The sequence below is a fragment of the Methanoculleus taiwanensis genome (genome assembly GCF_004102725.1).
Lineage (GTDB): Archaea > Halobacteriota > Methanomicrobia > Methanomicrobiales > Methanoculleaceae > Methanoculleus_A > Methanoculleus_A taiwanensis.
Genome location: NZ_LHQS01000001.1, coordinates 663,014 through 687,974 on the forward strand (window position 1 = coordinate 663,014; position 24,961 = coordinate 687,974).

Annotated in this window: 25 protein-coding genes; 13 read left to right on the forward strand and 12 right to left on the reverse strand. The window is 62.6% G+C overall.

Annotated features, from left to right (window positions below):
* Positions 1 to 4 precede the first annotated feature (4 nt).
* The 8 genes from cbiT to ABH15_RS03410 are packed head-to-tail and all read left to right on the forward strand — an operon-like array spanning position 5 to position 5,675.
* Positions 5 to 538, forward strand: coding sequence for a precorrin-6Y C5,15-methyltransferase (decarboxylating) subunit CbiT (gene cbiT, locus ABH15_RS03375; RefSeq protein WP_128692941.1), 534 nt, complete (start codon positions 5 to 7; stop codon positions 536 to 538).
* Positions 529 to 1,146: a cobalt-factor II C(20)-methyltransferase gene (locus ABH15_RS03380; RefSeq protein ID WP_128692942.1), complete on the forward strand. Its 618-nt coding sequence runs from the start codon at positions 529 to 531 to the stop codon at positions 1,144 to 1,146. The genes cbiT and ABH15_RS03380 overlap by 10 nt, the downstream gene beginning before the upstream one ends.
* Positions 1,139 to 1,855, forward strand: coding sequence for a precorrin-4 C(11)-methyltransferase (cobM, locus tag ABH15_RS03385; RefSeq protein ID WP_128692943.1), 717 nt, complete (start codon positions 1,139 to 1,141; stop codon positions 1,853 to 1,855). Before ABH15_RS03380 ends, cobM begins: the two co-directional genes overlap by 8 nt.
* A complete protein-coding gene (cbiG, locus tag ABH15_RS03390; protein ID WP_128692944.1) occupies positions 1,852 to 2,724 on the forward strand; it encodes a cobalt-precorrin 5A hydrolase in 873 nt (290 codons plus the stop codon). Before cobM ends, cbiG begins: the two co-directional genes overlap by 4 nt.
* On the forward strand, positions 2,693 to 3,490 hold the full coding sequence (cobJ, locus tag ABH15_RS03395) for a precorrin-3B C(17)-methyltransferase (protein WP_128692945.1): 798 nt from the start codon (positions 2,693 to 2,695) through the stop codon (positions 3,488 to 3,490). The genes cbiG and cobJ overlap by 32 nt, the downstream gene beginning before the upstream one ends.
* Complete coding sequence (locus tag ABH15_RS03400) at positions 3,438 to 4,118, forward strand: precorrin-8X methylmutase (RefSeq protein ID WP_128692946.1); 681 nt, start codon at positions 3,438 to 3,440, stop codon at positions 4,116 to 4,118. The genes cobJ and ABH15_RS03400 overlap by 53 nt, the downstream gene beginning before the upstream one ends.
* Positions 4,099 to 5,106, forward strand: coding sequence for a cobalt-precorrin-5B (C(1))-methyltransferase (locus ABH15_RS03405; RefSeq protein ID WP_128692947.1), 1,008 nt, complete (start codon positions 4,099 to 4,101; stop codon positions 5,104 to 5,106). Before ABH15_RS03400 ends, ABH15_RS03405 begins: the two co-directional genes overlap by 20 nt.
* Positions 5,103 to 5,675 (forward strand): cobalt-precorrin-7 (C(5))-methyltransferase, encoded by a 573-nt coding sequence (locus ABH15_RS03410; RefSeq protein ID WP_128692948.1) that lies wholly within the window; start codon positions 5,103 to 5,105, stop codon positions 5,673 to 5,675. The genes ABH15_RS03405 and ABH15_RS03410 overlap by 4 nt, the downstream gene beginning before the upstream one ends.
* On the opposite strand, the gene ABH15_RS03415 is transcribed toward ABH15_RS03410, so the two are convergent.
* Both ABH15_RS03415 and ABH15_RS03420 read right to left on the reverse strand, forming a co-directional pair.
* The gene (locus ABH15_RS03415; RefSeq protein ID WP_128692949.1) at positions 5,672 to 6,184 is read right to left on the reverse strand and encodes a hypothetical protein; all 513 of its coding nucleotides are present in this window, start codon (positions 6,182 to 6,184) and stop codon (positions 5,672 to 5,674) included. The genes ABH15_RS03410 and ABH15_RS03415 overlap by 4 nt on opposite strands.
* A 322-nt stretch (positions 6,185 to 6,506) precedes the next feature.
* A complete protein-coding gene (locus ABH15_RS03420; RefSeq protein ID WP_164913621.1) occupies positions 6,507 to 8,681 on the reverse strand; it encodes a CHASE4 domain-containing protein in 2,175 nt (724 codons plus the stop codon).
* A 484-nt stretch (positions 8,682 to 9,165) separates the two neighbouring features.
* Between ABH15_RS03420 and ABH15_RS03425 the strand changes: the two genes are divergently transcribed.
* The gene (locus ABH15_RS03425; protein ID WP_128692951.1) at positions 9,166 to 10,749 is read left to right on the forward strand and encodes a transporter substrate-binding domain-containing protein; all 1,584 of its coding nucleotides are present in this window, start codon (positions 9,166 to 9,168) and stop codon (positions 10,747 to 10,749) included.
* Positions 10,750 to 10,756: 7 nt separating this feature from the next.
* Here ABH15_RS03425 and ABH15_RS03430 read toward each other — a convergent pair whose 3' ends face one another.
* A complete protein-coding gene (locus ABH15_RS03430) occupies positions 10,757 to 11,455 on the reverse strand; it encodes a small multi-drug export protein (protein ID WP_128692952.1) in 699 nt (232 codons plus the stop codon).
* A 149-nt stretch (positions 11,456 to 11,604) separates the two neighbouring features.
* Here ABH15_RS03430 and ABH15_RS03435 point away from each other — a divergent pair, with 149 nt between their 5' ends.
* The gene (locus tag ABH15_RS03435) at positions 11,605 to 11,874 is read left to right on the forward strand and encodes a hypothetical protein (protein WP_128692953.1); all 270 of its coding nucleotides are present in this window, start codon (positions 11,605 to 11,607) and stop codon (positions 11,872 to 11,874) included.
* 29 nt (positions 11,875 to 11,903) lie between these two features.
* On the opposite strand, the gene ABH15_RS03440 is transcribed toward ABH15_RS03435, so the two are convergent.
* Complete coding sequence (locus tag ABH15_RS03440; protein WP_128692954.1) at positions 11,904 to 13,586, reverse strand: cache domain-containing protein; 1,683 nt, start codon at positions 13,584 to 13,586, stop codon at positions 11,904 to 11,906.
* A gap of 197 nt (positions 13,587 to 13,783) precedes the next feature.
* On the opposite strand from ABH15_RS03440, the gene ABH15_RS03445 reads away from it, so the two are divergent.
* Positions 13,784 to 14,332: a diacylglycerol/polyprenol kinase family protein gene (locus ABH15_RS03445; protein ID WP_128692955.1), complete on the forward strand. Its 549-nt coding sequence runs from the start codon at positions 13,784 to 13,786 to the stop codon at positions 14,330 to 14,332.
* 103 nt (positions 14,333 to 14,435) lie between these two features.
* Positions 14,436 to 15,152 (forward strand): hypothetical protein, encoded by a 717-nt coding sequence (locus ABH15_RS03450; protein WP_128692956.1) that lies wholly within the window; start codon positions 14,436 to 14,438, stop codon positions 15,150 to 15,152.
* A 145-nt stretch (positions 15,153 to 15,297) separates the two neighbouring features.
* Here ABH15_RS03450 and ABH15_RS03455 read toward each other — a convergent pair whose 3' ends face one another.
* The 6 genes from ABH15_RS03455 to ABH15_RS03480 all read right to left on the reverse strand — a co-directional run bounded on the left by ABH15_RS03455 (position 15,298) and on the right by ABH15_RS03480 (position 20,966).
* The gene (locus ABH15_RS03455; protein WP_128692957.1) at positions 15,298 to 16,269 is read right to left on the reverse strand and encodes a cation diffusion facilitator family transporter; all 972 of its coding nucleotides are present in this window, start codon (positions 16,267 to 16,269) and stop codon (positions 15,298 to 15,300) included.
* A 45-nt stretch (positions 16,270 to 16,314) separates the two neighbouring features.
* Positions 16,315 to 17,760, reverse strand: coding sequence for a pyruvate kinase (gene pyk, locus ABH15_RS03460; RefSeq protein WP_128692958.1), 1,446 nt, complete (start codon positions 17,758 to 17,760; stop codon positions 16,315 to 16,317).
* Positions 17,761 to 17,906: 146 nt separating this feature from the next.
* A complete protein-coding gene (locus tag ABH15_RS03465) occupies positions 17,907 to 19,121 on the reverse strand; it encodes an energy-coupling factor ABC transporter ATP-binding protein (RefSeq protein WP_128692959.1) in 1,215 nt (404 codons plus the stop codon).
* Positions 19,122 to 19,134: 13 nt separating this feature from the next.
* Positions 19,135 to 19,917 (reverse strand): cobalt ECF transporter T component CbiQ, encoded by a 783-nt coding sequence (gene cbiQ / locus ABH15_RS03470; RefSeq protein WP_128692960.1) that lies wholly within the window; start codon positions 19,915 to 19,917, stop codon positions 19,135 to 19,137.
* 60 nt (positions 19,918 to 19,977) lie between these two features.
* A complete protein-coding gene (locus ABH15_RS03475; protein WP_128692961.1) occupies positions 19,978 to 20,277 on the reverse strand; it encodes an energy-coupling factor ABC transporter substrate-binding protein in 300 nt (99 codons plus the stop codon).
* Positions 20,274 to 20,966: an energy-coupling factor ABC transporter permease gene (locus ABH15_RS03480; RefSeq protein WP_128692962.1), complete on the reverse strand. Its 693-nt coding sequence runs from the start codon at positions 20,964 to 20,966 to the stop codon at positions 20,274 to 20,276. The genes ABH15_RS03475 and ABH15_RS03480 overlap by 4 nt, the downstream gene beginning before the upstream one ends.
* A 137-nt stretch (positions 20,967 to 21,103) precedes the next feature.
* Here ABH15_RS03480 and ABH15_RS03485 point away from each other — a divergent pair, with 137 nt between their 5' ends.
* Complete coding sequence (locus tag ABH15_RS03485; protein WP_128692963.1) at positions 21,104 to 22,441, forward strand: cobyrinate a,c-diamide synthase; 1,338 nt, start codon at positions 21,104 to 21,106, stop codon at positions 22,439 to 22,441.
* A 10-nt stretch (positions 22,442 to 22,451) separates the two neighbouring features.
* Here the strand turns inward: ABH15_RS03485 and ABH15_RS03490 are convergent, their stop codons facing one another.
* On the reverse strand, positions 22,452 to 24,185 hold the full coding sequence (locus tag ABH15_RS03490; RefSeq protein ID WP_128692964.1) for a CHASE4 domain-containing protein: 1,734 nt from the start codon (positions 24,183 to 24,185) through the stop codon (positions 22,452 to 22,454).
* Between the two features lie 149 nt (positions 24,186 to 24,334).
* Positions 24,335 to 24,859 (reverse strand): hypothetical protein, encoded by a 525-nt coding sequence (locus ABH15_RS03495; protein ID WP_128692965.1) that lies wholly within the window; start codon positions 24,857 to 24,859, stop codon positions 24,335 to 24,337.
* Positions 24,860 to 24,961: the final 102 nt, after the last annotated feature.

The window sequence follows — 24,961 nt, forward strand, 5'->3', positions numbered from 1 at the left end:
TGCTATGGGATTGAAGGGAGGACCTACGCAGGATGAGGTTATGGCCGTTTCCCTCCGGAAACTCGGAATCCGGGCGGGGGATCGGATCGCCGATATCGGATGCGGGACAGGAAAAGTCTCGATCGCCGCATCTCTGGTGGCGGGACGGGTCTATGCGGTCGACCGGAGGGCAGAAGCGATCGCCTACGCGAGGCAGGCGGCAGCAGAGGCCGGTGCCGTGAATATCGACTTTTTTGAGGGTGATGCGGTCGAGTTCCTTGCGGGGATCGACCGGCTCGACTGCGCCTTTGTCGGGGGCTCCCGTCGCCTCCCCGAGGTGCTCGATCTCCTCTCCGAGAAGGTGAGTGGAACGATCGTGGTGAACGCCGTTATGGTGGAGACGCTCGCGGAAGCGATCTGCAGCATGAAGCGGCTCGGGATCTTCCGTGAAGCCGTCCACCTGCAGGTGTCCCGGTCGGCGGAGATCGCCGGCGGCGTGATGTTCAAGCCGCAGAATCCCGTCTATATCATCGTCGGAGGCGATGCGGCGTGCTCGTAGGCGTGGGGCTCGGGCCCGGGGATCCGGAACTCCTTACCCTGCGTGCGGTGCGCCGGCTCCGGGAGGCGGATACGGTCTTCGTCCCGGGGAAGCTCGCGTACGAACTCGTCCGGCCGTACCGTGACGACGCGGAGATCCTGGAGTTTCCGATGACTAGCGACGAAGCGTATATTCTCGAGTGTATGGAGAGGAACGCCGACCGGATCGCCCCTGCGGCGGAGAAGGGGCTTGCCGTCTTTGGGATCATCGGCGATCCGAATTTCTACTCGACCTTCTCCCGCCTCTGCGGGATGATCGCGGAAAAGCATCCCGATATCGAGTTCTCCACCGATCCCGGAATCAGCTCGATAACCGCTTTTGCGTCGGTGGCGGGCGTCCCGGTGGCGGGCGGTTTTATCGTCTCCGACGGGCCGGAACCCGGTTCCCGGATATTCATGAAGGTTCGGAAACCCGCGGCGATGGCCGAAGAGCTCCGCCGGGACGGGTATACCGAGTTCGTTCTCGTCGAGCGGATGTTCATGGACGGGCAGCGGGTCTACCGCTCGAACGATCTCCCCGAGACGAGCGACTACTTCAGCATTATGTTCGCGAGGCGATTGCATGGCTAAGATATACATCGTCGGTGCCGGCCCTGGAGCCCCCGACCTTATTACGGTGCGGGGGATGCGCCTCCTCGAGGAGGCGGACGTCCTGATCTACGCGGGTTCGCTCGTGAACCCGGAACTCGTGGAGCGGTCGGGTGCACCCGTCAAGCTCGACAGCTGGGGTATGACCCTCGACGAACTCGTCGACGCCATGGTGGAGCATGCGGCTGCCGGAAAACGGGTCGTCCGGCTCCACTCGGGAGATCCGGCGCTCTACGGCGCGATCGTCGAGCAGATGGCGAGGCTCGCCGCCCGGGGTGTCGAGGCCGAAATCGTCCCCGGCGTCTCCTCGCTCTTCGCTGCGGCGGCGGCGCTCAAGACGCAGTTCACCCTCCGCGACGTCTCGGAGAACCTGATCGTCGCCCGGCCGGCAGGCGCCACCCTTGAAGCGGATCAGATCCGGGAGCTCTCCCGGCACGGATCGACGATGGTGGTCTTCCTCGGGACCGAGAAGATGGAAGAGGTGCTCGCGAAGGTGGAGTATCCTCCCGAGACACCTGCGGCGGTCGTCTACCACGCCTCGTGGCCTGACCAAAAGATCGTCCGCGGAACGGTCGGGGATATCGCCGAAAAAGCCCGCAGCGCCGGTATCGAGCGGACAGCCCTCATCGTCATCGGCAGGGTCGTCGATCCCGCCACCTCGGGATTCGGGAGGTCGGTCCTCTACTCATGACCGATACGGTCGTCATTGCGCTCAACCGTTTCGAAGATGCCGCCCGCCGGATTGCAGAAGCTCTCCCGGCTGATTGCATGCTGTACAGCCCCGATGCGTTCGAATCGGCTTTTGGCCGCTATAAGCGGATCGTCGCCGTGATGTCCGCCGGGATCGCGGTGCGGCAGATCGCGCCGCTCATCGCCGACAAATGGCGCGATCCTGCGGTCGTTGTCGTCAGCCCGGATCTCCGCTACGCCGTCCCGATTCTCGGCGGCCACCACGGCGGCAACGATCTTGCCCGTGCGCTCGCAGAGCTCGGTATCGAGCCTGTGATCACCACCGCCACCGAGGTCTTCGGGCGGGAGTCGGTGGAGGGGATTGCAGAGCGAGCCTCCTGCGACATCGTGAACCGGAACTCGACCCGCATGGTTAATGCAGCGTTCCTTGACGCCGATATCCCGCTCTACGCGGTCACCGGGCCCGGGATCGTGGTCGCGGCGCCCGGTGTCTCCTTCCTCGTCCGGGCGGGGGAGTACGTCGTCGGCGTCGGGTGCCGGAAGGGCGCCTCTGCCGGTGCGGTTACCGCGGCGGTGCAGGAAGCGCTCCGCTCGATCGGCATAACCCCCGATGAGGTCCTCGTCTACGCGACGACGGTCAAGAAGCGAAACGAGGCCGGCCTTCTGAAGGCCGTCGATGATCTTGGCGGGAATCTGGTATTCGTCGACGATATGACGATCAACGCTGAGACGGGTATCGGCCCCTCGCGGGCGTCGCTCATCGGGCTTGCCGGGGTTGCCGAACCGTGCGCCCTCGCCGTCTCGAAGCGAAGAGAACTGATACTGGAAAAACAGATATATGGAAGTGTTACCGTTGCAGTCGCACGATAAGAAAGAAGGCCGGCTCTCCATCGTCAGCACGGGGCCCGGAAACCTGCAGCAGATGACGCCTCGTGCTCTTCGGGCGATAGCGGAGTCCGATTACGTCATCGGAAACGCCTTTTACCTCGATCTCGTCGAGCCGCTGCTCTCCGGGAAAGAGGTCATCAGAAGTTCGATGGGCAGGGAGGTCGAGCGGGCGAAGAAGGCGCTCGAGCTTGCGGAGAACCATGTCGTTTCCATGGTGAGCGGCGGGGATGCCGGGGTCTACGGCATGGCGAGCATCGTCCTCGAGGTCGTCGAGCGGTCGGGTTCGCCCGTCGCCGTCGAGGTTATCCCCGGCGTGACCGCGGCGCTCTCCGCAGCTTCGCGGCTCGGATCGCCGCTCTCCGGTGACTACGTGACGATCAGCCTCTCCGACCTGCTCACCCCCTGGGAGGTCATCGAAAAAAGGCTCGACCTCGCGTTCCGGATGGGCGTGCCGGTCGCCGTTTACAACCCCCGGAGCAACGGCCGGCCCGACAACCTCGCGAAGGCCATCTCGATTGCCGGGCGGCACCTCGCCCCGGCGACTCCGGTCGGTGTGGTGAAGGACGCTTTCCGGAAGAGTGAAGAGTCCCTGGTGACCACGCTGGAAGAGTTCCCGGACCGGTTTGATTTTGTGGATATGCACTCGATCGTCATTATCGGTGGCGAAGAGAGCAGATTGTGGAGGATGGGTCAGGATGTCAGAGGAATTATCACCCCGCGGGGCTACCACCGGAAATACGTATACTGATCTCGGTGCAACCACCCGCGAGGCGTACGAGATATCGGTCAAGAGCCGCACGCTCGCCCGGAGCACGGTCGGGAACGAGACGCCCGAAGACCGTATCCGGCAGCGGGTCTCGGTCGCGGTCGGAGACTTTGCGATGGCGGATCTCATGCGGTTCGTCGATGACCCCATTGGAGCAGGCGTGCGTGCGCTCTCGGAGAACGCCGTCATCATTACGGATATCCGGATGGTGCAGGTCGGCATCCTGAAGAAGGGGCATAGAAGCCCCGTCATCTGCGCGCTCGACTACGGTGAGGATATTGCACGGGAACGCGGGATCACCCGGACGTCCGCCGGTTTCCTCGCCCTGCGGGATCGCCTGCCGGGCGCGATCGTCGTCATCGGGAACGCTCCGTCGGCGCTCCTTGCTATCGCGGATATGATCCGCGAGGGTATCCGTCCGGCGCTCATCGTCGGCACCCCGGTCGGGTTCGTCAATGCGGCGGAGTCGAAGGAGGAGCTCCGGCAGATCGCTATCCCCTCGGTCTCGAACGAAGGCACCCGGGGCGGGACGCCGGTGGCGGTTGCCGCGATGAACGAGATTATTACCATCCACGCCGAGCGTGACCGTGATGAAAGATCCGGTGACTGATTTTTCATACCCCGATACCTGGGTCGCGGCCTGCAGCGAGCCCGATAAACTGCCCCTTGTTAAGCAGGGGCTCTGTATCCTCACCTCGTCAGGGGCGGTGCTCCGCCGGGGCTACACGACCGGCACGACCGCAGCGGCAGCATGCAAGGCGGCGGTTCTCTCTCTTGCGCGGACCGATGTCGCAGAGGTCGAGGTCACCCTTCCCTGCAGCCTCACCGTGACCGTTCCTGTCGACGCCTACCGGGGCACCGCATCCTGCTTCAAAGATGCCGGCGACTATCCCGGCGACGTGACCGCGGGGCTCGAGTTCTCCGCCCACGCGATGCCGGGTTCGTCGGGTATTCACTTCGTTCCCGGTGAAGGGATCGGCAGTTTCTCCCGGGAGACGCCCCGGCATGCCGTGGGCGAGCCTGCGATCAGCGGGCCGGCGATGGCGTGCATCGAGCGCTCGATCCGCGAGGCGCTCGACGAGACCGACCTTGCCGGGGCGACGATCATCCTGAGCATCCCGCGCGGGGCGGAGACGGCGCAGCTGACGCTCAACCCCCGGCTCGGCATCTTCGGGGGCATCTCCATCCTCGGGTCGACCGGCCTCGTCGAGCCCTGGGACGACCACCTCGAGGAGACGGTGCTCGACCGGGTCGCCCGGTCGGAACGGGTCGTGCTGACGACCGGCAGGCTCGGCCTCCGGTACTCGCGGCTCTTCTTCCCGGACTACGAGGTCGTGCTGGTAGGAAGCAGGATCCGCGAAGCACTCGCCTCTGCCCGGGGGGAGGTCGTCCTCTGCGGCCTTCCCGGTCTGATCATGAAGTTCGTCAACCCGGGTATCCTCGCGGGAACCGGTTACGCAACGGTCGAAGAACTCTCGCTCTCGGACGGGTGGCACGAGGTCGTAGAGCGCGAACTTGCCGATTTCTCCCGACGTCACCCGGACGTCCGGGTGGTCATCGTCGACCGGGACGGCAGGATCATCGGGGAGAGCGCATGAAGATCGTCGGGACGGGCTGCGGGCCGGGCATGCTCACCGAGGCGGCTATCGCGGTTCTCGGGGAAGCACGGCTCATCTACGGCTCCGACCGCGCTATCGCCCTTGCCCGTTCCCACATCCCGGAGGACTGCGAGGTGCGGACGATCACCGACTACAAAAGGCTCCGTGAACTCCCCGCCCATGCCGTCGTCCTCTCGACGGGCGACCCCATGCTCGCGGGGCTCGGCTATCTCCCGGGCGAGGTGGTGCCCGGCATCTCCTCGCTTCAGGTTGCCTTCGCCCGTCTTCGCCTTCCCCTCACCCGGGCGGCGGCCGTCGCCGCCCACGGCCGCGACCACGCCCACGCCGTCGAGACGGCGGGGCGCGAGGTGAACCGCGGGAAGATCGTCTTCCTCATCGCCGACCCGGCCTTCTCCCTTGCGGAACTGGTGCGGGCGCTCCCCCCCGCGACGAAGATCGCCGTCTGCGAGAACCTCGGCTACCCCGACGAACGGATCGCCCTCGGCACGGCGGCAGAGCCTCCGGAGTGCACGGCGGAGCTCTATGTCGTGGTTGCCGGAGACTTCTAAGCGGGTTTCTTCTGCCGCACCTCATCGTCGATCGCCCGGAGGGTGAGCCAGTGATAGAACTGCTGCTGCCAGTAGTTCGTATCGACGCTTCTTTTCGCCTCCCGCTCTTTCGTAAACCCCGCAAACCCCTCCGGCGGGAGCCAGCGGTCCGCGAGCGGCACCATATCGTCGGCAGGCTGGCCGACGGCGTGGAGGAGCTCGTGCCAGATGCGGAGAGCAACGAGTTCAGGACGCGTGAGTTCTCCGCTCATCACCTTGATCGCCGCACGGAGACGGAACGCCCCGCCGGCCGCCCGTGCGGCAAGGCCGTCGCCGCTGAAGATATAGGCGACGCCCTCGTGCATCGGGAACGGAAAGTCCGACCAGTTCGGATCGTTCGGCCAGTAGTAGGCGAATTCCGGTCTTCCCGGCCTGACGGTCAGCCGGAAGAATGCGGGGATGACCCCGAGCCACGGTGCGATAGCCGCGCCGAGCCGGTCGGTCTCGAAGTATACGTCAAGTGCGGGCATTCCCGTGGCATCACCCGCAGAGGTAGTGTAGGTATCGGTGACGCTCGAGGAGATCCGTATTCTTCCCGGATGCACGGACTCCGGCAGGAATCGGAACGCATTAATCCGGCCGGATACCGTGTTCCGATAGTAACGGGGCTCATGCCGTGCCGCCCTGCTACTGTGCGAGGTGTTTTTACTATGAGAAATACGCATCTGCCGCTTCTGGTGATCTGTGCCGTCTGCTGCATCTTCTGCTCGGGCTGTATCATGTCGTCGTCATCGCCGGCGGAGGGAAATGCCGGTGTCCCTCCTGCATCCTCGTTTTTTCTCCCCCTGGCGCTCAGAGATGCTTGCGCAGGAACGCCCGTATCTTCTCGGACTCGATCCAGCCGCGGTCGAGCTCGGTGACGATGCCGTCGATGGCCATCGCCTGCTCGATGATCCGTGCGGAGGAGGGCGTCTCCTCAAGATCGGCCATCCCCACGATAACCTGGAGCGGGTTTCTGATGTGGTCGTTTAAAATAGCGAACTGCTCCATGTTTTTGTCTATCTGCTCGTAGGCCTTCGTCTTCTCGGCTTCGAGCGCGGTGCGCTCTTTGATCTCTTCCCTGAGCCGTTCGGTGGCCGCTTGCAGGTCGGCAGTTCGCTCGGCAACCCTTTTTTCGAGTTCTTCTTCGGCCTGCTTGCGCTCGGTGATGTCGATAAAACTCTCGAGGAGATACTCCTCTCCCTTCAGGTGGACGGGCACGACGGTCTTCAGGATAGGGAGCCTCGTTCCGTGCGCCGTTATGAGCGCCCGCTCGGCGTTATCGATCCGCTGTCCGGCGTCGGTGATCGGGCAGTTCCCCCGCTGCTGCGGACAGATGTACCGGTGGCACTCTTTTCCGAGCATCTCTGCACGCGACGCCCCGATCATCCGGAGTGCTGCGGGGTTTGCGTCGGCAATGAGGTGCGTCTTCGGATCGATGACGACGATTCCCGCCTGGATGGACGCGAGGATCGTCTCGAGGTACTGCCGGCTCTCTCTCAGGTCTTCCTCGGCACGTCTCCGTTCGTCGATCTCGGTCTTCAGGTGGGTGTTCACCGCTGAGAGTTCGCTCGTCCGGTCTCTGACGAGGTCTTCGAGGTGAAGCCTGTACTGCTCGAGCTGCTTTTCAGCCCTTCTCCGTTCGGTGATGTCGCGGGCCACGACGAGTTCCGCCCGCCGCCCGTCCAGGGTGATATCCCGGGAGATCGCCTCGACCGGAATCGGCGTGCCGTCCTTCCCCCTTATCTCGGCAGCATACAGTCCGGGGCTCGCCGAACCGGCGGTTGTGTCCCGGTCGATAAGTGCGGATGCCGGCAGACCGAGCAGTTCCTCCCGGAGGTACCCGAGCCTGCTGCACGCATGGTCGCACGCCTCGAGGATCTTCCCGGGGCTGCCGTCGTCGCCGACGGTGTAGACCAGCGTAAGATCGCTTCCGGTGTTGAAGAGGAGGCGGTAGCGGTCGTTGCTCTCCTCAAGGGCGTGCAGCATGCCGTTGATTGCGCCGGCAAGCCCCGCGATCTCGTCGTCGCCCGTCTCCGGGAGACGGGAGGCGAACGCCCCCGAGGTTCCTATCGCCGTGACGTCGGCATGCAGGGATGCCACCCGGGAGAGGATACTCTCCTTCAGGAGAAGGACGGATGCAATCCCGAATACCACCCCGGCTGCCAGCAGTGCGAAGAAGAGGTAGGTGATGGCAGCAAGACCCTGCTGGTAGATCGTCCTCGGCGCGTCCACACGCAGAACCGCAGCAGGCGTTCCGGAGAGATCGGTGAGCGTGGTGTACCCGCTGATGGTTTTGTCGTCCACCGGAAGCACGGCGACGCCCCCCGCCTCATGCAGGGCTGCATTCATGTCTCCGTCCGGGTCGAGAAGGGCGATCGAGAGCTGCGTCGTATCTGCAAGGTGCCTGATCATCGCCGGATCGAGGTACCTCCCCATCAGCAGGGCTCCCCTGACCGGCCCTTCCCCGGCGCTCGTGGTTATCGGCTGCGAAGAGATGAGCATCGGGCCTTCCGGAAGGAGGAGGATGCCGCTGCCGCTGCTCATGGTATGGGGATGGTGGGTAAGGCGCTCTTCAGCGATGATCCGTGCGGCGATCTCGCCCGGGAGGGGGGAGGATGTATCTGAGGAGAGGTCGAACGCCTCTGAAAAGACGATCTGCCCCGAGTTGTTTACAAACAGCATCAGGTTCAGGCCGAGGTTGCTGAATGTCGTATCGACGATATTCGATCCGATATACTCCTCGTTCCGGTCTTCGATGAAGGCGTAGGTATCGTCCCACTGCGCCCAGTCCTCGTTCATCCTGTTTATCGAGGCGATCTCGTTCTCGAGCGCACGCGTCGCCCGCTGCATCTGCTCCTGCATCTCCTGCTCTTCGAGCGACGTATAGCTCTCGAGCAGCAGAACGCCCGACACGAGAGCAAGTGTCCCGAGAAGGCAGGCGAGGGTCAGGGCGATGATAACCAGCGTGCGCGTAAGAATTTTCATTGGATAAGCCCCCGGCGGCCGGTCGCGGCGGTATACCGGTGCCGGAGATCGCCTTTCCACCCTTTCCCGCCCCGCGGCGGCGGGATGAGCCTCTCTCCTTTCACCGGCTGATAATCCTGTACTAGAAATGTTTTCGCAGCATATGAACATTTCAAAATCGTTGCGGAATGACATTTCATGGGATAATGAGTCCTATTCCCGTCCTCGACCGCTCCGTGAGCCGCTGGATCCAGTACCATTGGACGGATCCAGTCGATTTGGCATAAATGCGTGAAAAACCAATCTTACTATTTAGTTACACCGGAACCGTTCATCGATAATTTTCGGTGAAAAATCGAAACCGGGGCTGTTCGACAGGATTGACCGAGAATGCAGTTTATAAAACGCGATCTTGCTCTCAAGGCCATTCCGGCTCCCCTCTCTCCGGCGGTAGTACCGTGTCACGGACGAACCGGAGAAAAGCCCCGCTCCCGAGGATAGAGGCATGGTAGCAGGAGCTCCTGGAACCCGATGGAAGAGGCGGCGCCTCCCGGAGCGGTCGGCGATCCTTCTCCTTCTGGTCTTCCTGGCGGCGGTTCCCCTGCCGGCCGGGGCGGCTGTGATCCCGCCTGAGGATCCGGGCATCAGGGTCGGTGTCTACCATGCTCCTCCCTTCTGCGGTATCGGGGATGATGGAACCGTCTCGGGTTTCGGCATCGATATTCTGGAATACGTCGCAGCGGAGGAGGGATGGCGGATTGTGTATGTTCCCGGCACCTGGCCGGAGTGCATGGCGAGGCTTGAACGGGAAGAGATCGATCTCCTTGCGGCAATAGCGTATACCGAAGAGCGGGATCGACTGTTCGATTTCTCCCGTGAGTCCCTGGTGGTAGACTGGGGGCAGATTGTCTCCCGGCGGGGCGCCGGTTTCTTCTCCGTCGCAGACCTCGACGGAAAAAGGATAGCCGTGCTGGAGGACGATGTCTACTACGCTTCGTTCCGCGAGCTTGCAGACCTCTCCGGTATTCACTGCACCTTCGTCGTCGTCGGCGACTACCGGGCCGTGTTCCGGGCTGTCGACGAAGAGATCGCCGATGCCGGCCTCGTGGGCAGAAGCACCGGCTACCTCTCCGGGATCGGATACGATATTGAAGAGACGCCGATCGTCTGCAGCCCGAAAGAACTCCTCTTTGCCGCTCCTTCGGGGAAGAACTCCGCTCTTCTCGATGATCTCGACCGCCATCTCTCCTTCCTGAAGGCCGATCCGGAATCGGTCTACTACCGGTCGCTCGGGACGTGGCTTGGCGGTGCACCCCGCCAGGTCGTTCCGGAATGGATCGGTGTAGCCGTCGGTTCGGCGCTCCTGCTCGCCGGCTGCTTCTTCGGTGGCTTTCTTCTGCTGCGGCGGGAGGTCGCGCGAAGGACAGAGGAACTCCGGTCGGAGGTCGAGGGGCGGAGGCGTGCCGAGACGGCTTTCGCAGAGAGTGAACGGCGTTTTAAGGCGGCACTGAAGCACTCGCCGGTCTTTGTCTTCCACCAGGACCGGCAGCTCACCTATACCTGGGTATTCAATGCTCCCGGGAACCGGGCTCCCGATACCTTCCTCGGCAGAACCGATGCCGATCTCTTTCTGCCGGAGGATGCCGCTCTCCTTACCCGGCTCAAGCGGCAGGTGCTCGAGAGCGGCAGTGATCTGAAGGCCGAGATACCGGTAACCCTCGACGGGCAGAGGCACCGCTTCTCGCTGACCCTCGAACCCGAGCGCGATCGCGAGGGCGACGTCGGAGGGCTTATCGGCGTCGTCATCGATATCACGGAGAAGGCGCGGCAGGAGGAGCAGATTCGCGAAGCACTCTACCTGATCGACAGGAACTTCGAACAGCTGGCGACGCTCAACGATCATATCCGAAATCCCCTGCAGGTTATCGTCGGCCTTGCGGCCATGACCGAAGGAAGGACGGCCGAGATCATTCTCGCGCAGTCTGAGGAGATCGACGATCTCGTCAGGAAGCTCGACATGGGATGGCTCGAGTCGATGAAGATCCGCGAGTTCCTCGTCCGGCACTACGCTCCTCCGGAGGACGAGTAACCGATTGTCAGGGCATCCGTTCCCGGAGCCGGCGCTGGTGCCGCCGCCACCCGAAGAACGCGCCTGCCGCCCCGAGCACGGCAAGAAGCAGCACGGCGATACCGAGCAGTGGGTTCTGCCGGTAGAGCGTGACGATCAGATCCGTACCGAGGGCGATGGTGAGGCAGGAGCCGATCGATCCTGCCATGACGCAGGCGAAGACCCGCTCTGCATCCATCCCGAGGAGGCGCCCGAGGATCGAACCGTTCATCGCGCCGGTTCCCTGGAACGGGAAGAAGACGAAGAGGAAGAGGCCGACGGTTGAGACGCTCCTGATACCGGGGTGCGCCTCGCTGTACTCGTTCATCACCGCAAGTCCGCGTTTGAGCAGGCGGCCGAGGAGGGGCACTTTCATCGCAAGTTCGAAGTTCCAGGCGATGAAGAGGGCGACCGCGGCATCGAGGGCTACAAAGAGTATGGTGATAAGCCACCACGGCTGCCCGGCGAGGATGGCGAGCGGAATGAGCGACTCCTTTCCGGCAGGCGGGACGAAGTAGGCCGCAGAGACGGTGGTGTAGAGAAGGAACGTTTCGTACGGCTGGCTCAGGTACAGGAGGCCGAGCGCCAGCGGGATGATGGCGAGCGGGAGAACGAACTTCATGGCGGTGAGTGCGACCGGCCCCCGCCCCAGCAGGTAATCCGATGCGGTTTTAACCGATTCTATCATGTCGCTCACCTTCCGTCTTCTCCTGCAGCATCACTGGTGATCACAGAGGTGCGGTCCGACAGGATATAAGGCATACTGCTGGGTCTTTCCGTTATGGGGTAACCTTCAAGCGGAATGGAACGCGAAGAATGGTACGGGACTGACCTGGTATGAAGGCTGAACAATCCGATCCGAAGACTCACCGCCCGGTCGTGGAGATCGGGACACGGGAGAGCGCACTCTGCACCATCTGCAACGTCGGCACCGCGCTCGAGCGGCTGCACGAGGTGCGCAAACATGTGCGGGGCGATCATAAGCGCCGGCTCGACGACGTTGCCGTGGTCCTCCGGGTGGTTGCGCTCGAGGCGCAGGCGATGTATGCTATCTCCGATGAGGAAGCGAGGGCAGCGCTCAGGAGGGAGAGGCCGGGCGGCGGGTAATCCCTGAAAAAAGGAGTGGCTCCGGTCGGTTACGAGGCCGCTTCCTTCGTAACCACGATCCGCCACTCTGTCCCGTGGAGGGCGGCCGTTCCCCAGACGATCTCTTTTCGCACCGGCTCTGTGCTCCCGGTTGCCAGGAACTCGTATCCTCCGGCTCCTTCAGGCTCGGCGGCAACCCGCCGCGCAACCGTCAGCAGGTCTGGATAATCCGCGTAGATCGGATCCGCGAAGGTCATCTTCCCGATCTCGGCCGGATCGGGGTCGTAGAGTACCCGCCCGTCCGTCTGGATGACTGTCACCACGGTGCCGGTGCCGTTCACCGCGGGGACGATGACGTCTGCAAGGAGCAGATCCGGCCTGAACGGAAGAGAGACGCCGCCCAGAATCTCTCCCGAAGGTGAGGCGGCGGGGCGGGCGATGGTAGCGGCGGCGAATCCTTCGACGGTGGTGAAGACGCCGCTCAGCGCCGGTTCTCCTTCTTTCAGGACGCGGACGATATGCGCCTGTTCACTGATATCAACGCCGATACTCTCCCGGTACTCCTCGGGTGCGACCGCCAGGATCCGGCCGTCGGGCCCGAACGTGACGGCATCGACCGCGGCGGGCGAGGAGGCGACGAGGTATTCGAGCACGCCCGCCGTCCCCTCTCCTGTCATACCGGCCGCTCCGAAGTGTCGGGCAGCCTCGGAGACGTTGGCGTCCACGGCCGCGAGCGACGCATCGACCCCGTCTTCGATCCCGGTGAGGAGCGCCCGCATCCCGTTCCTCGTGGCTAGGCTGTTTTCGGTGAGGTCGGAGAGGTAGATCCCCGCTCCGATCCACCAGGTCTCGTCCACCTGCTGGACGTAACTCATCTTCGGCTCGACGGTGAAGTTCCGGGCAGGGTTCGGGTAGTGGTAGAAGATGAACCCGCCGCCCTCTCTCGCAAGGTCGATCTCGACCCGGGTGACGTTGACGCCGTAGGTGTCCGAAAGGTCGATCATGCTGGTCCCGACGAGATCGGGCTGGTAGGGGAGGGCGAGGCAGGTGCCGTTGAAGTCGAGGGCATAGATGTACACCTCCTGCATGACGAACGGGCCGTTTCTGTCCATGAACGCCGCGAGTGCAGCCTCTCTGCCGTTCGTGCGTGCGTATGCGGCCGCATCCTCAACAAACCGGACGATCTGCGCCTTTGCGTGGCGGTCGGCATCAACCTGCGGCGAGGCTGCTTCGGCTTCCTGTCCGTAGATCCCGGCTCCCAGCCACCAGGTCTCGTCCACGCGCATGACGTAACTCAGCTTCGGTTCGATGGCAAAGCCTGCTTCCGGATTCGGATAGTGGTAGCGGAAAAACCCGCTCCCGTTCCCGGCAACGCCGATCATCTCCCGGATGAACGGGACGCCGTTCGCATCCCGGAGATCGATGCGGTTCGTGCCGACGATCTCCGGTTCGTGGGGGAGCACGAGCGTCGTGCCTGCATAGTCGTAGGCGAAGATGTAGAGATCCCCCCGGACGAACTCGCCGTTCGGGTCGTTGAATGCCTCTATCGCCGCATCTTTACCGTGTTCTCCGGCGAAGGCGTAGGCCTGTTCGACGAAGGCGACGAGTTCTTCCGCGGATGCCGTCCCGGTTCCGTTCACCGGTGGTGCCTCTTCCGTGGCGTTTGTGCACCCTGCTGCGGTGAGGCAGAGCAGCATCACGAGAAAGACCGTGAAGGCGGTGAATAACTTCATGCGAAAGAATGTGTCCGGGAGGTAATAAAACGCCTGTTTTCATCCTCATACGGATTTTTATGGCGTTCGAGGAGAGCCCCGGGTGAAATCAGGCTGTCCTGACCTTTGTCTCACGCCGTGCAGAGAGGCCGCTTCTTGCTATCGGCCATGCCGGATTGCCGCAGAGTTTAATCGTCACGGCAGCCCACACTTCTAGGATGAACGAGACAGGCCGTCAGGTCGTTCACCTGATCTTCGGCCTCGGCATTGCAGGCTTTGTCTTCCTCTTCGACAGCACGATTACCATCTCGGTTCTCATGATCGCGCTCTTCGCCGGGTTCATCCTCTCGGACGCGCTCCAGCGGGGCTACTTTATCCCCGGCATTTCGCAGATCATCGAACGGCTTGAGCGGCGCGATGCCGTCCCCGGCAAGGGTGCGCTCTTCTTCGCCCTCGGGGCGCTCTTCTGTCTGGTCTTCTTCCCGACGGCAGTGGTCTTTCCCGCCCTCGTGGTGCTCGCGCTGCTCGACAGCGTGACGACGATATTCGGCGTGCGGTACGGGAGACACCGCATCTACAATAAAAAATCAGTCGAAGGCACGCTCTTCGGTATCGCCGTGACGTTCTCGGTGCTGCTCTTCCTGGTGCCGCCGGGTGCGGCGCTGGCGGTTGCCGTCGTCTCCGGCCTTGTCGAACTGACGACACCGATCGACGATAATCTCGTCGTGCCGGTCGCCGCCTGCGTCGTTCTGAGCATGTTCCTTTGATCTCTACGCGGGTCACCCGCCGGTTCACCGGTTGAACCCGGAGGTTCGATCATTGTTTAAATATCCGCATCAGAGGCTTTGGTAGACACTGTGAGGCGAAGAGATGATAAAGAAACTGATTGCAGTCCTGATTGTCTGCCTTCTTCTCCTGCCGGGGATCGCACTGGCCGAGAAAGGAGGCAATGGTCAGGGGGTGCAGCCTGAAACCGGAAATGGAAAGGGCGGCAGCCAGGGTAACGGAAACGGTGCAACGGTGCAGCAGGCACTGACCGGTGATGCCGGGAACGAAACCTCGGACGAGCAGCCCGGCCCGCTCACGAACGAGAGCCGGGAGAGAAAGAACGAGGAGCACAAACTGCAGATAGAGGAGCGGCAGCGGGAGCACCAGCAGGAGCAGGCGAACCGGTCGCTCACCGCGAACCACTTCAATCCGGTTCGCTATGCCGTCCACAGCCTCCTTGCCATGGAGAACCGGACCGGCGGGATAGGGCCGCAGGTATCGGCCATCGCACGGAACCTGAACGAATCCGCCAACCAGACCGAGTGGGCTGAAGAGCGGATCCGGTCGAGGAACAGCTTTGCACGGTTCTTCTTCGGGGGAGATGCGGAGGCGGCGGACCTGCTAGAGCAGCAGGCGAACCGGACCCGTGAGCAGACCCAGGAGCTCTCCCGGCTCTGCGAGAACGCTACCTGCGACAACCAGACCCGGACGATGCTGCAGGAGCAGATCAGAATCGTCGAAGAGGAAGAGCAGCGCCTCCTCGAGCTTGCCGTCAGGGAACGGCAGGACAGGGGGCTCTTCGGCTGGTTCCGGAACTGATTCCTCCTGCTGTGGGAGGAGATTCCGGAAAGGAGCAGATCTCCTCCCCGCCCGGGTGAAAGGCATCCTCTCTCTCTTTTTACTGGAAAACCATTCCGGTGAGCTCCGCCGCTTCCCCGGAAGAATCCGGTGCTGAGCCGGAGGTTCAGGGCTTCCTGGTTGGACAGATCGAGTCGCAGGAGGCGCAGCCGTCCCCGGAGCAGGGCTCTACGCGGATCGTAACGCTTGCACGCGGGAACTCGGTTTTCAGGTCGGACTCGAGGTGTTTGACGAGGTCGAACGACTCCTCCACGCTCGACCCCCGGGCGACGACAAGGTGGAGGTCGATGAACCGGTTCGGGCCGGAGCGGCGGGTGCGCAGAGCGTGGAACCCGACGTAATCGGAGCAGTGATCGCAGATGATCCCGCGTATCCGCGCCTCCTCGTCGGGGGGGAGGCTCCGGTCGATGATATCGGCGAGCGAACGGCGGGTCAGATCGAACGCAGCCTTCAGGATAATGACCGCAACGCCGAGGGCAACCAGGGGATCGAGTATCGTAAGGCCGGTCACGCGGATCAGCACGAGCCCCGCAAAGACGCCGAGCGACGTATATACGTCCGTCCGGAGGTGCCACGCGTCGCTCTCGAGCGCGATCGATTCGGTCTCTTTCGCCACCCGCATGAGGCGGGCCGAGATGAACCAGTTGATCACCGCCGAAAGCGCCATGACGCCGATACCGATACCGAGCGCTTCGGTCGCGAGCGACTCTTCGCCCGTAATGAGGGTCGTTACGGCTTCGTTAATGATCAGCAGGGCGGCGACGAAGATGAGCAGTGCCTCGATGAGGCCGGAGACGCTCTCGTACTTGCCGTGGCCGAAGGTGTGGCATTGGTCGGGAGGCTCGCTCGATCGCCTGACCGCGAAGTAGGCGATAAGCGCTGCAACCAGGTCTATCCCCGAGTGGATCGCTTCGGATATGATACCGACCGAGCCGATAGCGATGCCGACACCGAGTTTGGCAAACACGAGAAACGTATTCGACGCGATCGAGAGGCGAGCCGTCTTCTGTTTCAGGGTATCTGCATCCGCCGGTGCGAGGGAACCGGCATTCCCGCCGGAAATTTCCGCCGTCTCCATTATCCATAGAGGTTATGGAGTGATCCGGGATAGGGTTTTGTGTCCCTAATCCACGGTGAAGATAATGAGCGAATCAGTGCCCTCGTAGCTGGGTGATATACCTTCGGTGAGCACGACCTGCTCCCCGCGCCGGATAACCCCCGACTCCCTGATGAACTCGAGCATCGCCCCGTGCCAGTACTCCTCCTCGCTGCGGATGAAGACCGAGTATACTCCGTAGGAGAATGCCAGGAACTTATGAGTGCTCGGATTCCGGGTGAACGAGAGTATCCACGAATCCGGTTTGAACCGGGAGATGTGGCGGGGCGTTGCTCCGCTCCGCGTCGGTGTCAGGACGTACCGGATCCCGAGCGCCTCCATCGACTCGATGACGTTTAAGGAGACCACGTCGCTGATCGTTATCCCCGCTCTGCCCCTGCCTCTCCGGAAGTAGTCGACAAGGCCGCATCTTCCGGCGATGCTCGAGCGTCTCTCTTCGATGTTGCGTGCTATCTTCACCATCATTCCGACCGCCTCGACGGGGTAGTGGCCGACCGAGGTCTCTCCCGAGAGCATCACTGCGTCCGTTCCGTCGAGGATGGCGTTTGCGACGTCGGTCACCTCGGCACGGGTCGGGCGGATGTTGTCGGTCATCGACTCGAGCATCTGCGTGGCGGTTATCACCGGCCTGCCGAGCGTGGTGGCCTTGAGGATGATCCGCTTCTGCACGGCGGGGACCTCCTCGATAGGGATCTGTACGCCGAGGTCGCCCCGTGCGATCATCACGCCATCGGTCGCCGCGAGGATCTCGTCGAGGTTTGCGAGCGCCTCCTGCCGCTCGATCTTCGAGATGATATGAATGGCCTTTCCCTTTTCCGCGGCGTAATTGCGCGCTTTATCGATATCTGCGGCGTTCTGGATGAAGGAGATGCTGAAGGTGTCGAGCCCTTCGGCGAGGCCGAAGTCGATGCACTCGAGATCCCGGTCGGTCACGGCGCTGACGGCCACGACTCCTTCGCCGCCGATCAGGCTCATGCCTTTGTGCGAGAGGAGCGGTCCGCCGATGACCACCTGACAGCGGACGTCCTCTCCGACAATCTCGGTCACCCGGAGCTGGATGAACCCGTCGTTAAGGTAGATGATGCTCCCCTCCGAGACGAGATCTGCAAACCGGGAAAAATCGACGGGTATCTCGCGAGATTCATACGAGCCTTTTTTCGTGGTAAGGGTGACCACCTCGCCTTTCGCCAGCTGCATCGGCTCCTCCGGAAGGGTGCCGATCCGGAGCTTGGGGCCGGGCAGATCGATCAGGATCGAGACGAGGCGGCCGGCCTCGTCCGCAGCCCTGCGGACATTCCGGATAGTCTTCCGGTGCTCATCGAACGTGCCGTGGGAGAGGTTGAGCCGGGCGACGTTCATCCCCGCTTCCACCATCTCCTTCAGCACCGGCACCGAGTCCGATGCCGGCCCTATCGTGCATACGATCTTGGTTTTGTGATCCGGAAGTTGCATACGTATCCCGTCCTTTCCCGGGAGGTATCTCTGCAGTCACCTGCGAACCGCTCCCGTCGTTCATGGTGAGTGCGGGTGACAGACAAAGAACCTATCGGTCTTCCGGATGAATGGCGAATGGATGCAGAACCGGGTGATCCCGGCCGTCAGTCACAGTCTGCGATGCGGCCGGCGGGACGGAGGGCTCCAGCCTCTGGAACGGTGACGGCGGCGAGATCTCTTCCGCTCTCGGCACTGTACTCGCTTATCCGCCGGTGTACATGCTCGATCATGCCGCCGGACGTGATGATCAGGGAGTTCTCGCCGATGAGACTCTTTAAGATGCACTTGTCGATGACGCCGTAGGTGAAATCAAGGAGGATGAGTTCCCGGTTTGCAAACTCTTTCGCCCTGCTGCCCATCGCCCCGATGTGGTCGACATGTCCCTCCTCGAAGAGGAGGCGGAGTTCGTCGCCGCTGACGGTGTCGGCGTTGCAGATGTAAACCGTCCCCATCGCCTCCGCCTCACCCCGGCGAGGGGCATGGCCGTGGACGTGCTGCTCGATACGGTCGGTGAACTCGAGGACACTCTTCGGCGGGGCACGCCCCTCGACGATGCTCCTCGCCACGAGCTCGTGGTAGAGGTCGAGGATCCAGGGGGGTTTGAGGCGTGCCGCCCGCAGGAGCGAATGATCGGAGAAGACCTCTTCGGGCGAGCCCCGCGCAAGAACCATGCCCTGCTCCATCAGGATGACGTGATCCGCCCAGCGGTAGGCGAGTTCGACGTCGTGGGTCGAGATGATGATCGTCCTGCCGCCTGTGGAAAGTTCGTCGAGGAGGTCCATGATCTCCTCGGAACTCGCAGGGTCGAGGGAACTCGTCGGTTCGTCAAAGACCAGCACGTCGGGCTCCATGGCGAGAATGCCTGCGATCGCGACCCGTTTCTTCTCGCCTCCGGAGAGGTGGTGGGGCGGCCTCCTCTCGTAGCCGGCGAGCCCGACGGCGGAGAGCGCACTCCGGACGGCACGGTCTACGGCGTCCCGGGCAAGGCCGAGATTTACCGGGCCGAAGGCAACGTCCTGGTATACGGTAGGGGCGATGATCTGGATGTCGGGGTTCTGGAAGACGAGGCCGACGCTTCTTCGGAGTTCCCGGAGCGCTTTCGCCGTATATTCGATCGGTGTCCCGGCAAAGAGGACGCTCCCGCTGTCCGGCCTGATCATCCCGTTGAAGAGCTGGAAGAGTGTCGATTTGCCGGCCCCGTTCGGGCCGACGAGAGCGACTTTCGAGCCCTGCCTGATGCGGATACTGACACCCTTGAGCGCCTCCGGCCCGTGCGGATACCGGTATCGTGCGTCCTGTATCTCCAGAATTGTTCCCATGATAAATGTCCTTTTAGCAGAGTGTGATAGTCGCGGTCGTCCAGGAGACGCCTGCGACGCACGCCAGGTACAAAACGACCCCGAGAGCCGAGGCAGGGGAGACGGGGGGCGCCTCATCGGGAAGCCCGAACCTGCCGTCGTAGCACCGGGCGTCCATGGCCCGCATCAGGTCTTCGCCGCTCTCCCATGTCCGCAGGAAGAGCGCTCCCGCGAGCATCCCGAACGACCGGATAGACTCGGCGAAGGTTCCGTAGCCGAGACGCATCCGCTGCGACCGATAGATCTGGCCGGCCTCATCGATCAGCACGAAGATGAACCGGTAGGTGAGCATGGCAAGGTCGATGAAAACGGTCGGAAACCGGAGCCGCTGCATGACCGTAAAGATATCCGTCATCGGCGTCGTGAGCGATATGAAGAAGAGAGAGCACATGCCGCCGAGTACCCGGGCCGCGAGGAGGAGCGATAAGTTCGCTCCGCCGGTGGTGACGGTGAGTGCGAAGCCTGGCAGGGGAATCTCGACCAGCACCGCTCCACCGCCGGTGAGAAAGAGGATGACGGCGATGCTCATCACCGCGAACGAGGCCGGAACCATGAGCAGACGGGCGTAGCATCGGAGCGGTATGCGGGCGAGCCCGATCGTCACCGCCGAGAGGGAGGCTGCAATGAGCAGGGGGGTCGCAGGCCCCGGGGACGATACGCAGAGGAGAATGCTGCCGAGGCCGAGGAGTATCTTTAAGGACGGGTTGACGTCCCGCAGCCCGTTCTCCTGGGCAAAGTCTTCGAGCAGTCGGTGCATGGTCGTTTTGTCACCTCCCTCTTCTGATTCGTAATAGCTTTCTCTGGAAGAAGGGAAAAATTACGCGGTTTTTCTGCTGCCGCGCCAGTAGCCGAAGAAGTAGCCGATGATGATCGCGCCGATGGCGGCCTGCAGAGAGAAGAAGAGCGACTCTATCTCACCGCTCGGGGGCTCCCAGAGGGGTTTCGTCCATGGTTCGTAGCCCGAAGACTCGATGAGCTCGGCGGCGCCTCCGTCTGCTCCTCCCCATGCCTCTTCTCCCTCGCCGAGGTTTGCCTGGATGGCTGCATTCTGAACCAGGAAGACTGCGGCGAAGATGATGATGATTGCCGCTACGGCGATCTCAAGCGTGTACTTCACGCTGCCGCCTCCTGCAGTGTCCGGATGGTCTTCTCGGAGAGAAGGTTGAGCTTTGTGAGTATCTCGGGTTTGAGCTGGACGATGTACTTGAAGACGAGGGCGATGACGGCGCCTTCGACGATGGCGAGCGGCACCTGGGTGACGGCGAAGATCGCGGCGAACGCCTGGAATGCCGTGAAGAATCCTGCCTCTCCGGGGAAGGCGAGTGCGAGCTGGACGGAGGTGACGACGTAGGTGAAGAGGTCGGCGAGCGCGGCGGCGAGGAATACCGTGACGTAGGTGTTGATCCCGGCTTTCGTCCCGGCTTTATAGATGAGGTAGGCGACGACCGGGCCCGCGATTCCCATCGAGAAGACGTTCGCCCCGAGGGTCGTAAGCCCACCGTGCGCGAGGAAGAGCGCCTGGTAGATGAGGACGATTAGCCCGAGAACCGATGCGATGAACGGGCCGAAGAGAATGGCGCCAAGGCCCGTCCCGGTGGGGTGAGAGCAGCTCCCGGTTACCGACGGCAGCTTGAGCGATGAGAGGACGAAGACGAATGCTCCGGCAACCGCGAGAAGCGGCAGGGTTTCACGGTTCTCTTTCACGAGTCTGTTCATCTGGTAGAGCCCGATGAGGATGAACGGGATGGATACGGCAAACCATATCTCCCACCACGGGCTCGGCAAGAATCCTTCCATTATATGCATGTTATCACCATAATCCTGATCTGCCCGGTCTCTGACGACGCAGACACAAATTTCCTTGTATTAACACAATACTATTTGCTATATGCCGGTTGTATTAAGTCATATTTATTTTATCCGGTATTCAACAGTATTGACACGTGACAACCGAGATTCCCCGGATCGTGATAGCAGGAACCCACAGCGGGTGCGGGAAGACGACCCTCGCAAGCGGCCTTATGGCGGCGCTGACGGCCCGAGGCCGCGTGGTGCAGCCGTTCAAGGTTGGACCCGACTTCATCGATCCGACACACCACACCGCCATCTGCGGCAGACCCTCGCGCAACCTCGACCCCTATATGATGGGGAGAGAGGGTGTCCGTGCGACGTTCGCCGCTGCGTGCCGGGGCGCAGATATCGCCGTGATCGAAGGCGTGATGGGGCTCTACGACGGGCTCGACGGTACCGACGAAGCGAGCACGGCGGACGTCGCGAAGATTCTCGCCGCACCGGTCATCCTCACCGTGGATGTGAAGGGGATGAGCAGGAGCGCCCACGCACTGGTGGGTGGGTTCGCCGGATTCGACCCTGCCCTGCATCTCGCCGGCGCCGTCTTCAACCGGGTGGGAAGCCCGCGCCACCGCACCCTGATCGAGCACGGCCTTCCCCTGCCCGGTCTCGGGTGGCTGCCGAAGCGCGACGACCTCGCCGTTGCGAGCAGGCACCTCGGCCTCGCCATGGCGATCGAGACGGCATCGATGGCGGCGTTCGGTGAGGTTGTCGAGTCGGCCTGCGACCTCGACCGGATTGAGGAGATTGCAAAAAGAGCACCGCCCCTCCCCGCCCTGCAGACGCAATCGGGTGGTGCGGTGGAGCCGGAGGCGACCATCGGTGTCGCCCGTGATGAGGCATTCTGCTTCTATTACCGGGACAACCTCGAACGGCTTACCGCCGCAGGAGCGACTCTCCGCTTCTTCTCGCCGATGATGGATCGCCTCCCCGAGGTCGACGCCCTGTACCTCGGCGGCGGCTATCCCGAACTCCACGCCGCTGCTCTCTCGGCGTCCCGGTGCAGGGAGGATGTGAAACATGCCGTGGACGACGGGATGCCGGTCTACGCCGAGTGCGGCGGCCTTGTCTACCTGACGGAAAGGATCGAGGGCGAGGGAAGGTACCCGATGGCGGGAGTCCTCCCGGCCCGGGCGGAGATGACCGGCCGGATCCAGGGGCTCGGGTACGTGGAGGCGCGGGTTGCACCTGCCGGGACACCGTTCTTTCCTGCCGGGACGGTCTTCCGGGGGCACGAGTTCCATTACTCGCGCCTCGACTGCGACCCGGACGCCCGATTTCTGCTTTCGCTCTCCCGGGGGAAAGGGATCGGGGACGGCCGTGACGGCCTCTGCGAACAGAACGCCGTCGGCCAGTATACCCACGCCTACTTCGCGGATACGTATGCAAAAGCCCTCGTCGGTGCAGCGGTGGAATATCGCCGGACGTGATCGGCCCGGACTACCCGTAATACTTTTTCAGAAACTCCCGCACCTTCTCCGACTCGATCCACCCGCGATCGAGTTCGTCGACGATCGCGTCGATGATCTTCGCGTTCTCTGTGATCTTCTCGCCGATCACACCTTCTTCCATCCCGGCGAGGCCGACGATGACCTGGAGGGGGTTCCGGATCTGGTCGTTTAAGATCGCGAACTGCTCGTAGTTCTTCTGAATCTGGCCGAATGCCTGCCTCTTGAGCTCGTCCATCTGCTTGCGCTCGGTGACGTCACGGGCGATGGCGATGACAATGGGCAGGCCTTCGTGCATGACGAGGTGGGCGTTGACCTCGACGGGGATCTCCGTCCCGTCGGTGGCAGTATGCCGTGTCTCGTAGAGGACGTGCCGCTCCGCGAGAAGCCGGTGCATCACTTCCCGCACCGTCGTCTCCTCACCCTCCCCGACGATCGCGGCAGGATGGGTGCTCTCGAGGATCTCACGCTCGCACTGAAGCCGCCTGCACGCCTCGTCGTTCACCTCGACGAACCGTTCCGGCATCCCGGTCTCGTCCACGGAGAAGACGTATACGGCGTCGTTTCCGCTGTTGAAGAAGAGGCGGTAGCGTTCCTCACTCTCGACGAGGCGACCTTCGAGCCTTCTTTGCGCCGTCTCAAGGGCGCCGAGCATCCCGTTGATATCGGTTGCGAGCGAGGTTATCTCGTCTCTCCCCGGAACCGTGACTCTGGCCGAGAAATTTCTGCTCGATCCGATCCCGCTTACGGTCGTGCTCAGAAACGAGAGGCGGGAGAGAACCGTCCGGTCGAGGAGCAGGAGCGAGATAAGGCCGAAGATGAGGCCGACTGCAATGAGCGAGAGGACGAAGTAGGTTGTGCTGAGCGTTCCCTGGGCGTAGATCTCACGTGGGATCGCGAGGCGGAGCATGAATGCCGGGTTGCCGTAGATGTCCCCGATGACGGCATACCCGCAGAGCGTGTCGTCGTTCAGCGGTTCGATGGATGTCAGGACGTTTCCGATGACAAAGTCGCCGGTTCCCCGCTCGATGAACGTCGGCAGGCTTGCGGAGAGGGCTTCCCGGGCTCGCGTCACGTCTTCGGGGAGGAGCGGGTCGTCGTACCGGTGCAGGGTGACCGGGAGCGAGGTGATCATCGCGATGCGGGTCACCTCGGCCTCGTCGAGGTAGCGCCCCATAACGATCGTCCCGAGCGGATCCCCGGTGCCGCCCCGGCCGATCACCGGGCGGGACGCGATCAGGAACGGCTGATCTATGAGCGGCAGAAGCCCCATCACACCGGCAGGATGCCTTGCCGTATCGACGAGCGGCATCTCTGCGGCGAGATGGGGGAGGAGATCGGCCGGTACCGGCATTGCCGCCCCTCCGATCTGGTCGTACGCCCTGCCGGCGACGACCTCCCCCGAACCGTTCAGGATGACGATGAGGTTCACCCCGAGCCGCTCGAAGGTCGGATCGCTGATCTTCGGCCAGGTATTGTCGAGCGCCCCGCTCTCGAGGAGCCCGGCCGTCTCATCCCACGACGCCATCTCACAGGTGAGTGCGTCGAGAGTATTGATATCGTTAAGGAGGGCGGAGACCATGCGTTCGACGTTCTGCCGTGCCTCCTCCTCTTCCACCTGCTCGAACCCCTGCAGTACGAAGGCATCGGATGCGACGTACAGGACGGCGATCAGCCCGATGAGCGTGATGGTCACGATGAGAATGGTCTTTGCCCGTATCTTCACGGGGATCTGCCCCTTAAAGCCGGAGAGGAGCGAGCGGCATCCGGCGTTACAATTAAAAACGTTTTTTCGGGAGAAATATGTTGTCAATCATCACGGCCTGCCGCGGTAGGCCTCCTCTGTTTTCAGAGGAAAAGTTTGAGGGGAAGCCTTCACTGCCCCGTCGAATTTGTCTCACCCATCGTTCCGACGACGACGTTGCCGCTGGCCCCGGTCGTTTGCGATGTGTAGTTGTAGATGCCGGGGGTCATAAAGCCCCAGGTGAAGTTCTCTCCGGGAGCGATGAGGCCGGAGTCGAAGGCGTTCCCGAGCCCTATGCCGGTGACGGTCTGATTTTCGCTCCCTTCGTTTGTCCAGACAACCATGCTGCCGGTCGGAACCTCAAGGCTTGCAGGGTTAAAGCCGCTATCCTGGATGCTCACCGAGTACGCGGACTCGTTCAGAGTGGCGGGCGGTTCAGCCGGCGGCACTCCGGGTGGGGTTTCGTTCATCGCCGGCGTTTCGTTCCCCGTCATGTTCTCGGCCGGAGTCTCCATAGGTGTTTCAGTCGTCGTCTCGTTCCCGGGCAGCAGCCCGGGGAGGGTCTCGTTGCCGGTTACATTTTCCAGGGGCTGTGTACATCCGGCAATGCAGATGCCGAGTACAAGGAGCCCGAGGATACCATACCATAGTCTCATGAAGGCAATCGATACATTTCGTCGTTTATATAATTATCCCTGAATGTGGGTGCAGGGTGCAGCCCCGTGCCGACACATTTACCATCCGGATCGAACCGGCCT